The sequence below is a fragment of the Mycobacterium sp. genome (assembly GCF_032159765.1).
GTDB lineage: Bacteria > Actinomycetota > Actinomycetes > Mycobacteriales > Mycobacteriaceae > Mycobacterium.
The window spans coordinates 51,260-62,787 of record NZ_JAVHWM010000018.1 but is presented as its reverse complement, the minus strand read 5'-3'; the positions used below and the strand labels follow the sequence as shown (position 1 = coordinate 62,787).

General features: G+C 65.9%; 11 protein-coding genes and 1 pseudogene. 10 read left to right on the top strand and 2 right to left on the bottom strand.

The features are described 5' to 3' along the window. The 5 genes from QOH60_RS02245 to QOH60_RS02225 form a co-directional block, all read left to right on the top strand. Positions 1-1,163, top strand: a 1,163-nt coding sequence (locus QOH60_RS02245; protein ID WP_526416637.1) for an acyl-CoA dehydrogenase family protein, incomplete at its 5' end; no start/stop codon positions are given. Positions 1,164-1,165: 2 nt separating this feature from the next. Then, positions 1,166-2,755: an acyl-CoA carboxylase subunit beta gene (locus QOH60_RS02240; protein ID WP_526416647.1), complete on the top strand. Its 1,590-nt coding sequence runs from the start codon at positions 1,166-1,168 to the stop codon at positions 2,753-2,755. 67 nt (positions 2,756-2,822) lie between these two features. After that, positions 2,823-4,814 carry an acetyl/propionyl/methylcrotonyl-CoA carboxylase subunit alpha gene (locus tag QOH60_RS02235; protein ID WP_526416635.1) on the top strand — a complete coding sequence of 664 codons (1,992 nt, stop codon included), beginning with the start codon at positions 2,823-2,825 and terminating at the stop codon, positions 4,812-4,814. Further along, positions 4,811-5,977: an acyl-CoA dehydrogenase family protein gene (locus QOH60_RS02230; protein ID WP_526416633.1), complete on the top strand. Its 1,167-nt coding sequence runs from the start codon at positions 4,811-4,813 to the stop codon at positions 5,975-5,977. Before QOH60_RS02235 ends, QOH60_RS02230 begins: the two co-directional genes overlap by 4 nt. Continuing rightward, the gene (locus QOH60_RS02225) at positions 5,977-6,771 is read left to right on the top strand and encodes an enoyl-CoA hydratase family protein (RefSeq protein WP_526416631.1); all 795 of its coding nucleotides are present in this window, start codon (positions 5,977-5,979) and stop codon (positions 6,769-6,771) included. Before QOH60_RS02230 ends, QOH60_RS02225 begins: the two co-directional genes overlap by 1 nt. On the opposite strand, the pseudogene QOH60_RS02220 reads toward QOH60_RS02225, so the two are convergent. After that, positions 6,766-7,832 (bottom strand): annotated as a pseudogene (locus QOH60_RS02220) (zinc-binding metallopeptidase family protein). The gene QOH60_RS02225 and the pseudogene QOH60_RS02220 sit on opposite strands and share 6 nt — an antisense overlap. A 41-nt stretch (positions 7,833-7,873) precedes the next feature. Here QOH60_RS02220 and QOH60_RS02215 point away from each other — a divergent pair. After that, the gene (locus tag QOH60_RS02215) at positions 7,874-8,257 is read left to right on the top strand and encodes a hypothetical protein (RefSeq protein ID WP_526416629.1); all 384 of its coding nucleotides are present in this window, start codon (positions 7,874-7,876) and stop codon (positions 8,255-8,257) included. Between the two features lie 80 nt (positions 8,258-8,337). Then, the gene (locus QOH60_RS02210; protein WP_526416627.1) at positions 8,338-8,724 is read left to right on the top strand and encodes a PLDc N-terminal domain-containing protein; all 387 of its coding nucleotides are present in this window, start codon (positions 8,338-8,340) and stop codon (positions 8,722-8,724) included. 14 nt (positions 8,725-8,738) lie between these two features. On the opposite strand, the gene QOH60_RS02205 is transcribed toward QOH60_RS02210, so the two are convergent. Further along, entirely contained in the window at positions 8,739-9,185 is a 447-nt protein-coding gene (locus QOH60_RS02205; protein ID WP_526416625.1) for a MarR family winged helix-turn-helix transcriptional regulator, read from the bottom strand. Between the two features lie 36 nt (positions 9,186-9,221). Between QOH60_RS02205 and QOH60_RS02200 the strand changes: the two genes are divergently transcribed. The 3 genes from QOH60_RS02200 (at position 9,222) to QOH60_RS02190 (ending at position 11,463) form a co-directional block, all read left to right on the top strand. After that, entirely contained in the window at positions 9,222-9,899 is a 678-nt protein-coding gene (locus QOH60_RS02200) for a class I SAM-dependent methyltransferase (protein ID WP_526416623.1), read from the top strand. Between the two features lie 195 nt (positions 9,900-10,094). Then, a complete protein-coding gene (locus tag QOH60_RS02195; protein ID WP_526416621.1) occupies positions 10,095-10,679 on the top strand; it encodes a DUF1707 domain-containing protein in 585 nt (194 codons plus the stop codon). A gap of 7 nt (positions 10,680-10,686) precedes the next feature. After that, entirely contained in the window at positions 10,687-11,463 is a 777-nt protein-coding gene (locus QOH60_RS02190) for an HD domain-containing protein (RefSeq protein WP_526416619.1), read from the top strand. Positions 11,464-11,528: the final 65 nt, after the last annotated feature.

Below are 11,528 nucleotides of genomic sequence, written 5' to 3'. Positions count from 1 at the left end.
CGACCCCCGAGCGGGAGCAGCTACGAAAGTCCGTGCGGGCGTTTGCAGAACGCGAGGTGCTCCCCCACATCGACGAGTGGGAACGCATCGGCGAATTGCCCCGCGAGCTGCACCTGCGGGCCGGTGAGGCCGGACTCCTCGGTGCCGGTCTTCCCGAAGCCGTCGGCGGCGGTGGCGGCGACGGCGCGGACTCGCTGATCATCTGCGAGGAGATGCACAACTCGGGGGCACCGGGCGGCGTGTTCGCCTCGCTGTTCACCTGTGGTATCGCGGTGCCCCACATGATCGCCTCCGGCGACGAACGGCTCATCGAGCGCTTCGTACGCCCGACGCTGCGCGGGCAGCTGATCGGGTCGCTGGCCATCACGGAGCCCGACGGCGGGTCCGACGTCGGCCACCTGCGGACCTCGGCCAAGCGCGACGGCGGCGACTACATCGTCAACGGCTCCAAGACGTACATCACGTCCGGTGTGCGCGCCGACTACGTCGTCACCGCGGTCCGCACCGGCGGGCCCGGCGCGGCCGGCGTATCGCTGCTCGTCGTGGAAAAGGGCACACCGGGTTTCGAGGTCAGCCGCAAACTCGACAAGATGGGCTGGCGGTCATCCGACACCGCCGAGCTGTCCTATGCCGACGTCCGTGTTCCGGCCGCGAACCTGGTGGGAGCCGAGAACACCGGGTTCGTCCAGATCGCCGCGGCGTTCGTCTCCGAGCGCGTGGGCCTTGCAGCACAGGCGTATTCGAGTGCGCAGCGCTGCCTTGACATCACCGCCGAGTGGTGCCGGAACAGGGAAACATTTGGCCGGCCCTTGATTTCACGGCAGTCGGTGCAGAACACACTTGCTGACATGGCCCGGCGTATCGACGTCGCGCGGGTGTACACGCGCAACGTGGTCGAGCGTCAACTCGCCGCGGACGCGAGGAGCACAACAGAGGCCGGTGAGGCCGACCTGATTCCCCAGGTGTGCTTCGCGAAGAACACGGCCGTCGAGGCCGGGGAATGGGTGGCGCATCAGGCCGTGCAGCTGTTCGGCGGGCTCGGATACATGGCCGAAGCCGAGGTCGAAAGGCAGTACCGGGACATGCGCATCCTCGGAATCGGCGGCGGTACAACCGAAATCCTGACCGCGCTGGCCGCCAAGATCCTCGGATACCAGTCATGACGGTGCTGCGGTCCACGCTGGACACGCGGGGGACGGAATATCAGGAATCCGCCGCCGCGATGACGGCCAAGCTTGCCGAGATCGATGCCGAGCACGCCAAGGCCCTGGCCGGCGGCGGACCCAAATACGCTGAGCGCCACCACGCGCGCGGCAAGCTCACGGCGCGCGAACGGATCGAGCTGCTGCTCGATCCTGATTCACCGTTCCTCGAGCTGAGCCCGTTGGCGGCGTACGGCACCCCGTTCGCAGTGGGCGCGTCGGCGGTGGTGGGAATCGGTGCGGTCGAAGGCGTCGAATGCCTGGTGGTGGCCAACGATCCGACGGTCAAAGGCGGCACCAGCAACCCGTGGACGCTGCGGAAGATTCTGCGCGCCAACAAGATTGCGCTCGAGAACCGCCTGCCGGTGATTTCACTGGTGGAATCCGGCGGTGCCGACCTGCCCACGCAAAAGGAGATCTTCGTCCCCGGCGGGCAGATGTTCCGCGACCTGACGCGGCTGTCCGCGGCGGGCATCCCGACCATCGCGCTGGTGTTCGGCAACTCCACCGCCGGCGGCGCGTACATCCCGGGAATGTCCGACCACGTGGTGATGATCAAGGAACGCTCGAAGGTATTCCTCGCCGGACCGCCACTGGTGAAGATGGCCACGGGTGAGGAATCCGACGATGAGTCGCTCGGTGGCGCCGAAATGCACGCGCGCACATCGGGTCTCGCGGACTACTTCGCTGTCGACGAGCCCGACGCGATACGGATCGGGCGGCGCATCGTGGCACGGCTGAACTGGCAGAAGCTCGGCCCGGCGCCCGCACCCCTCGCCGACCCGCTGGCCGACCCCGAGGAGCTGCTCGGTGTGGTGCCGCCGGATCTGCGGATCCCGTTCGATCCCCGCGAGGTGATCACCAGAATCGTCGACGGTTCGGACTTCGACGAGTTCAAGGCGCTGTACGGCTCGTCCCTGGTGACTGGCTGGGCGCGGGTGCACGGCTACCCGATCGGCATCCTGGCCAACGCCCGCGGCGTGCTGTTCAGTGAAGAGTCGCAAAAGGCCACCCAGTTCATCCAGCTCGCCAACCGGTCCAACACGCCACTTCTATTCCTGCACAACACCACCGGCTACATGGTGGGCAAGAAGTACGAAGAGGGAGGGATGATCAAGCACGGCTCGATGATGATCAACGCCGTGTCGAACTCGACGGTGCCTCACATCTCGCTGCTGATCGGCGCTTCCTACGGCGCCGGGCACTACGGCATGTGCGGACGCGCCTACGATCCACGCTTTCTGTTCGCGTGGCCGAGTGCCAAATCCGCAGTGATGGGCGGCGCGCAACTGGCTGGTGTGCTGTCGATCGTCAGCCGTGCCGCCGCCGAGGCGCGCGGCGAGCAGGTCGACGAGGAGGCCGACGCAGCGATGAAGGCCGCGGTCGAAGCCCAGATCGAGGCGGAGTCGTTCCCGATGGTCCTCTCCGGAATGCTTTATGACGACGGAGTGATCGACCCGCGCGACACCCGAACGGTCCTCGGAATGTGCCTGTCTGCCATTGCCAATGCGCCGATCGAAGGCACGACCAACTTCGGCGTCTTCCGGATGTAGCGATGAGCGCTTGCGCGAAGAGGAGATGGCCAGCGATGAGCGCTTGCGCGAAGAGGAGATGGCCTGAGTGATCACACGAATACTGGTGGCCAACCGGGCAGAGATCGCACGGCGCGTGTTCGCGACGTGCCGGCGGCTTGGCATCGGCACCGTTGCGGTGTACACCGAACCCGACGCTGGGGCGCCGCACGTGGCTGAAGCCGACGCCCGCGTACTGCTGCCCGGCACGCGCGGGTACCTCGATGCCGCGGCGCTCGTGGATGCCGCGAAGGCAGCCGGCGCTGACGCGATCCACCCCGGCTATGGATTCCTCTCCGAGAGCGCAGATTTCGCGGCAGCAGTTCAAGATGCGGGGCTGACATGGATTGGGCCGCCGGTATCCGCCGTCGCCGCGATGGGAAGCAAGATCGAGGCGAAGAAGATCATGGCCGCCGCGGGCGTACCGGTGCTGGAGGAACTCGATCCCGCGACCGTGACGGAGTCGCAACTACCCGTACTCGTCAAGGCCTCGGCCGGAGGCGGCGGCCGCGGCATGCGGGTGGTCACCGAATTGCCCTCGCTGGCAACCGAGGTTGCGGCCGCTCAGCGCGAGGCGGCGTCGGCGTTCGGTGACGACACGGTGTTCTGCGAGCGCTACCTGCCCCGCGGGCGGCACATCGAGGTTCAGGTGATGGCCGACGCACATGGGGTCGTGTGGGCCGTCGGCGAACGCGAATGCTCGATCCAGCGTCGGCACCAGAAGGTCATCGAGGAGTCGCCCTCCCCGTTGGTCGAGCGCATTGCGGGCATGCGCGACAAGCTGTTCGATGCCGCGCGCAGGGCGGCCACTGCGATCAGTTACGCGGGTGCGGGCACCGTCGAGTTCCTCGCAGACGAGGACGGGTCCTTCTACTTCCTGGAGATGAACACCCGGCTGCAGGTGGAGCATCCCGTGACCGAATGCGTGACCGGACTGGACCTCGTGGAGCTGCAGATTCAAATCGCCGAGGAACGACGTCTTGAGCCGCACCCCCCTGAAGCGCATGGATATTCGATCGAAGCACGCCTCTACGCAGAAGACCCCGCACACAACTGGCAACCGCAGGCTGGCGCCATGCACGCGTTCGCGATTCCGAACGTTGCCGCCACCTTCGAACCACTGTTGCGCGCAGGCGTGCGGGTGGACTCCGGCGTGGTCGATGGATCCGTGGCGTCGGTGCACTACGACCCCATGTTGGCCAAGGTGATCTCGTACGCTTCCACGCGCGATCAGGCCGCCGCGCTCCTTGCCGACGCACTTGTCCGCGCGCGCATCCACGGCGTGCGCACGAACCGTGACCTGCTGGTGAATGTCCTACACCACCCGGCGTTCCTCGCGGGGGATACGGACACTGCGTTCTTCGACACCCACGACCTCGCGATGCTCAGCCGTCCGCTCGCCGACACGGACACCGTGTGGAGGTCGGCGCTGGCCGCCGCCCTCGCCGAGGCAGCCCGCAATCGCACGACCGCCAAGGTCTTCGGCGGAATACCTTCTGGATGGCGCAATTTGACGTCCGGCTTTCAGATCAAGTCGTACGCCGACGACGCCGGCACCGAGCACGAGGTGCGCTACCGCTTTGACCGCGGTGCACTCCACGTCGCCGATGCCCCTGATGTCGCGCAGGTGTCGGCGACGCCTGAGGAGGTGGTGCTGCGCGTCGGTGCGGACGCGAGGAGCAAAACCGACATCGGAGTGGACAGGCCCTTCGATGTCGCGCGCTACGGCGACGACGTGTTCGTCGACTCTGCCGACGGCCCCGTGCATTTGACGGTCGTGCCGCGCTTCCCTGACCCCGGCGCGTCCCTGCAACCCGGCTCGCTCGTGGCCCCGATGCCCGGCGCCGTCAGCCGCGTCGGCGCCGAAGTCGGCGACACCGTGAAGGCGGGACAGCCACTCGTGTGGATGGAAGCGATGAAGATGGAACACGCCGTCAACGCACCCAAGGACGGCGTCGTCGTCGAACTCAATGTCAAAGTCGGACAACAGGTCGAACTGGGGGCGGTGCTCGCCCGCGTCGAGCAAGAGGAGAACACATGACCGAGAACGCGTTCGTCGAGAACACGGAACGGCAGGCCCTGCGCAAAGCGGTGGCCGCGATGGCCGCGAACTACGGCCAGGACTACTACCTGGGGAAGGCGCGTTCCGGCCAGCACACCGACGAATTATGGCAGGAGACAGGAAAACTCGGCTTCCTCGGGGTCAACCTGCCAGAGGAGTACGGCGGTGGCGGGGCCGGCATGTACGAACTCGCGATCGTGATGGAGGAGATGTCCGCGCAGGGGTGTGCGCTGCTGCTCATGGTCGTGTCGCCTGCCATCAACGGCACGATCATCAGCAAGTTCGGTACTGAGGACCAGAAGAAGCGCTGGATCCCCGGTATCGCCGACGGCTCTATCACGATGGCGTTCGCGATCACCGAACCCGATGCCGGGTCGAACTCGCACCGCATCACCACCACGGCCCGTCGCGATGGCAGTGACTGGATCCTGAACGGCCAGAAGGTCTACATCTCCGGCGTCGACCAGTCGCAGGCGGTCCTGGTGGTCAGCCGCAGCGAAGAGGCGAAGACCGGCAATCTGCGGCCGGCGCTGTTCATCGTGCCCACCGACACCCCCGGGTTCACTTACACGCCAATCGAAATGGAACTGGTCAGCCCCGAGCGCCAGTTCCAGGTGTTCATCGACAATGTGCGCCTGCCCGCCGACGCCCTGGTCGGATCGGAAGACGCCGCGATCGCGCAGCTGTTCGCCGGCCTGAATCCCGAACGCATCATGGGGTCGGCCAGCGCAGTGGGCATGGGCCGCTTCGCGCTCGACAAGGCCGTCGACTACGCCAAGACCCGGCAGGTGTGGAAGACGCCGATCGGTGCGCACCAGGGGCTCTCACATCCGTTGGCGCAGAACTACATCGAGATCGAGCTCGCAAAGTTGATGATGCAGAAGGCGGCCACCCTGTACGACGCCGGCGACGACAGTGGGGCCGCCGAGGCGGCCAACATCGCCAAGTACGCCGCCGCCGAAGCATCCACGCGCGCCGTCGACCAAGCGGTGCAGTCGCTGGGGGGCAACGGGCTGACCAAGGAGTACGGCATCGCGGCAGCGCTGACCGCGTCACGTCTGGCCCGCATCGCCCCAGTGAGCCGCGAGATGGTGTTGAACTTCGTCGCGCAGACGTCGCTCGGCCTGCCTCGGTCGTACTGATGTCCGTGGACCGTTCTGCTCCTCGCGTCCGCGTCGTCGACTATGCGGTCGACGGGTCCACGGCGCGCGTCACGCTGAATTCGCCGCACAACCGCAACGCGCTGTCCACGGCGCTCGTCGAGCAGGTGCACCAAGGCTTACGAGACGCCGCCGCCGACCCGAAGATCCGCGCGGTGGTGCTGGGCCACACCGGCGGAACGTTCTGCGCGGGCGCGGACATGTCGGAGGCGACGTCCGGTGTCGGACCGACCCGGCGCACCCAGCAGATGACGGATCTGCTGCGCGCGATCCTCGAGTTGCCGCTGCCGGTGGTCGGCGCAATCGACGGGCACGTTCGCGCCGGCGGCTTCGGGCTCGTCGGTGCCTGCGACATCGTCGTCGCGGGCCGCAACAGCACGTTCGCGCTCACCGAGGCTCGCATCGGCGTTGCGCCGGCCATCATTTCGCTCACCTTGCTGCCGAAGATGACTCCCCGCTCGATCGGCCGCTACTACCTGACCGGTGAGAAGTTCGGCGCCGACGAGGCAGAGCGGATCGGGCTGGTGACCGTCGCCACCGACGATGTGCCCTCCGCCGTCGACGCGATCACCGCCGAGCTCGGCAAGGGATCGCCACAGGGCTTGCGCGAGTCGAAGGCGCTCACCACGGCCGTGATCCTTGACCAATTCGACCGGCAGGCAGACGATCTCGGTGCTGTGTCCGCGCGGCTGTTCGCTTCCGACGAAGCACGCGAAGGCATGACGGCGTTCCTCCAGAAGAGACCGCCGAGTTGGGCGCCCGACGCAGGCTCATGATGAGCTAGCCGACTCACGCAACACACGCTGCACGAACCCGAGCTTGCCCACGACCGGCGGCGGGATCTCGAATGGGTAGAGTGGGTTCTTCCCATCGCGGTGTTGACCCGGTTGTACAACAGCGACAACCACTTCCAGTCATAGAGAAGTCGCTCGATGGGCTCGTTGACGTATGAGGGAAGCAAGTCGAGATCGTGGGGGAACGAGAACCGTACCTTGTCAGCGCGCAGCACCAGGCCCGCCTCGCGTGAGGTATCGATCGTGTCGGTGATGTGCAGAAAATGCGCGAAGCACTCCGCGAAGTCCTCCCACGGGTGCATCGTCGCGTACTCGGAAATGTATGAGTCGCGCCAATTCCCGGGTGCGCCGAATTTGTAGTGCCGCTCGATCTCTGCTGCGTAGTCGGCCCGCTCGTCGCCGAACAGGCTGCGGCAGTCGTCGAGATATCGGTCAGCGCCCGCGCCGGTTTCGATCAACACGTGCTGGTAGTAATGGCCAACCTCGTGACGGAAATGACCGAGCATCGTCCGGTACGGCTCACCGAGCCGCACCCGCAGCGACTCTCGGTACGCGTCAAGTGACTCCACGAGGTCGATCGTGATCACGCCGTTCGCGTGCCCGATCACGACGCGTTCGGTGCCGCTGTAACTCGACACCAGGTCGAAGGCGAGGCCACCGGCCTGCTGCCAATGCGGCTTGATGGGCAGGTGAAGATGCACGAGTTGGTAGACCAGCCGCCGCAGCGCGGTCGCGGTCGGCACCAACTTCTCGACGGCGATCGTGTCGTCGGCGTCGGGTTCACGCCGGATCAGTGAGTCGGCCAGGCAGCGACCACGACTGCCCGCTTCGATCTCGTCCTGCCATACCAGCCAATTGCACCCGAGACTGTCCGCCTTGGTGCACCGGACCATCGCCCGTCCATTAACCGTCGCACCACCCAACATTAGAGCGATCATCGATTTGCTGGAGAGGTCAAATCCCAACTCGGTCAAACAGTTCGGGCAATGCTCGGCCTCAAAGGGGATGAACCGGACGCAGACCGGACAGGCGAATGCGCGCATGTTACTCATCGTTGCACCAATGGCGGTCTACCATCATCGATATGAAGCGCCTGCTCCTCCGGACCCTGGTGTTTCTGGGATCATCGGCGATCGGCTTGCTCGTAGCCTGGTGGCTGGTCGAGGGTATGTCGATGACGGTGCCCGGCTTCATCGTGGCCGTCGTTGTCTTCTCGGTCGCACAAGCCCTGCTCGCTCCGCTCGTCACCAAGCTCGCTCGTCGCTACGCCTCCGCTCTGCTCGGCGGCGTGGGCTTGATATCGACACTGCTCGCGCTGATCCTTGCGCACGTTTTCACCAATGGGCTCAATATCAGCGGCTTGGGATCGTGGGCCGCAGCAACGGTTTTGGTGTGGCTCGTCACAGCGTTCGCGACTTTGCTGCTGCCAAAACTGCTGATACGGAACGAAACAGCCACCAAAGCCTGACCGCGCCATGTGCCGTTGACGTAAGCTGTCGCCGGCAGCGAGGCTGTTGCGCCGACTAACGGTTAAGGAGTAGCCGCATCATGTGGGACACGTTCTGGCATTTTCTGTGGTCGACGGTCGTCATCTTCGCGTTCATCGCGTACCTGATGATCCTTTTCAGCATCATCGTCGACCTGTTCTGGCGTGACCATAAGACCTCTGGTGTGGTCAAGGCGATCTGGGTGATCTTCCTGATCGTGCTGCCCTACCTGACGGCGCTGGTGTACCTGATCGCCAGAGGCGACGGTATGGCACTGCGCGCCCGCGAAGCCGCGTCCTCCGCGAAGAAAGACACCGACGACTACATCCGCCAGGCTGCCGGCCGGTCGCCCGCGCAGGAGATCACTGACGCCAAGGCCCTGCTCGACGGCGGCACGATCACCCAGCAGGAGTTCGACTCACTGAAGGCCAAAGCGCTGAGCCAATAGGACAGGCGCCGCCGTCATCCACACCGCGGAACGTCGGTGCCGCGCGTCGCGGCGGCAAGCAGCCGCTTCAGCTGCCGCTGTTCGGCGGCCGTGAGTTTGTCCAGAACCCGCTGATCGGCGACGCGAACGGCATGCTCGGCGCGCTGCAACAACGCTTTGCCTTTCGCAGTGAGCTGCGCGGGCAGCGCGCGCCCCGAGGCCACGCTGGCGGGCCGGGCCACCACGCCCCGCTCTTGTAGAGCGCGCAGCACGTTGTTCATGGCTTGCGGCGAGACGTTCGTGTCGCGCGCCAGTTCGGCATTCGACCGACCGGGCGACATCGACAGGATCCGCAGGCAGACGAAGTCCGGCAATCCCAGCTCGAACGGCCGTAGCTCCGCGGTGACCGCAGGGCGCAGCTCGGACATGATCCGGTGCATCAGGTATCCAAGCGGCTCCTCATCCAGATCCATATCAACCATATTGACATATATCAAGGCGGTTGATATGCATGACGTATGACCACTGCACCGAATGACATGGATTTCGATTCCGCCTATCGTGGCGAGGCCCCTGAACTCGGAGTGGGCGTTCGCCCGCCATGGAGCATCGGCGAGCCGCAACCCGAGCTTGCCGCCCTGATCGACGCGGGCAAGTTCCACGGTGACGTGCTCGACGTCGGCTGCGGCGAGGCCGCGGTTTCGCTGCACCTCGCCGGATCGGGCTACACCACTGTCGGACTTGACCTTTCGCCGACTGCCATCGACCTCGCCCGCGCAGAGGCCGCGAGCCGCGGCCTTGCGAATGCGACGTTCGAGGTCGCCGATATCAGCGCCTTCGGCGGCTACGACGGCAGATTCGGCACGATCGTCGACAGCACGCTTTTCCACTCCATCCCGGTCGAATTACGCGACGGGTACCAACGTTCGATCGTGCGAGCGGCGGCGCCGGGTGCGTCGTACTTCGCGCTCGTCTTCGACCGGGCAGGCATGCCCAACGGCCCGGCCAATCCCGTGACCGAACCCGAGCTGCGCGACGTGGTGTCGAAGTACTGGACGGTCGACGAGATCAGGCCGGCCCGGATCCACGCAAACGTGCCCGAGGGATTTGGCGCGATCGTGGGCGTCGAGCTGCAAGACGAGCCGAACGGGCGCAAATCGATGTCCGGCTGGCTGTTGTCCGCGCATCTGGGCTGAACACTCGCCGGCGTTTGCTGGCCGTGACGCGCACGGCGACGATGGCCGTGTCCTCCGCACGCGGCAAGGTACCTCGCGGGCTAACGGTTCGACGTCCGCACGATCCGGCGGATATTGCGACGTCAGGGGTGTGCCTACCTCGATCTTGGAGGTTACCTGGGCAACGTTACGTTCGCGTCGTAGGCTCGATAGTTGATGACGAGCAATATGCCTCAGCGGAACGCAGAGACGCGGGCCGCCGACACCGACCGGATCCGGGTCGCGCAGTTGCTGACGGATGCCGCAGCACAGGGCAAGCTCGAGATGAGCGAGTACGAGGAGCGGCTGGCCAAGGCCTATGCCGCCAAGACCTGCATCGAACTTGATGAGCTCAGCGGCGATCTGCCCGGAGCTGCGATGCCGCGTCGAGGCTCGGTCCGGCCCGCGCCGTCGACGGTGCTGCTTGCCATCATGAGCGGGTTCGAGCGCCGGGGACGTTGGAACGTGCCCCGCCACCTGACCACCTTCGCGCTGTGGGGCGGCGGCGTCGTCGACCTGCGATATGCCGATTTCACCAGTTCCGAGGTCGAGATCAAGTCGTACGCGATCATGGGCGGCCAGACCATCCTGGTGCCACCGGAAGTCAACGTCGACGTGCACGGCGTCGGGGTCATGGGGATGTTCGGCGCAGACACGAACGGCGCCGGGATGCCGGGTGCTCCCCATGTGGTCGTGCGGGGCTTCTCGCTGTGGGGCAGGGTCGGCGTAAAGCGCAAGCACCGCAAGCACTCCGAGGACTAATCCGGCGATGGCGGCCGGAATCGATGCGGATCCGAACCGGCTCGGGGGTCTGGAGTGGGTCCGAAGAACCCACGGAAAGCTGACCCGGCGGGAACGCGCCCGGTTGCTCGCTGCCATTGCCAGAGGGCAATGGGAGAACGTCGTCGGTCGCACGAAACTGATGTTCGGCTCCGTGCCGCCGGGCGCGGCCGACGTCGACCTCGACGCGTTCGCAGTGCCCGACACCCGGTTCGCGCGCGAGGCGGAGGAGGCCTGCGCCGAGTTGCCGCAAGGTTGGATCGGCCACTCGTACCGAACTTGGTTGTTCGGCAATGCGCTTGCTGTTGTCGACGGCACACCACTCGACCGTGAATTGTTCTACTGCGGTGCGCTCCTACACGATTACGGAATCATCAACCCGACGCCGGGCGAGGACTTCACGGCGCGCAGCGCTGAGCGGACGTCGGCCGCTGCCGTCGCCGCCGGCGCAGACCCGCAGCGGGCACACCAACTTGCCGACGCGATCTGCGTCCACACCACTCCCGGCGCGACCATCGAGCGCGACGGACCGCTGGGCACGTATCTGCAGTGGGGCGCGATGGTCGACGGAGCCGGGCTGCGAAGTTGGGACATCACCTCCGAAGTCCGCTCCGAGGTCGTCCGGCGTTATCCGCGCGACGGGTTCAAGGCCGAGCTGATCGCGGCGGTGCGCGCCGAGGCCACCGCGGTGCCCGGTGGTCGATTCGACCTGCTGAGGCGATGCGGGATGACGCTTGCCGTGCGGGCCGCGCCGTTCCCGTCGTGAGGGCTCACCGGTTAGCGCGAGCGTGCGTGTCTGCGGGCGACACGCCGGCTGATTAGCCGAGTCTC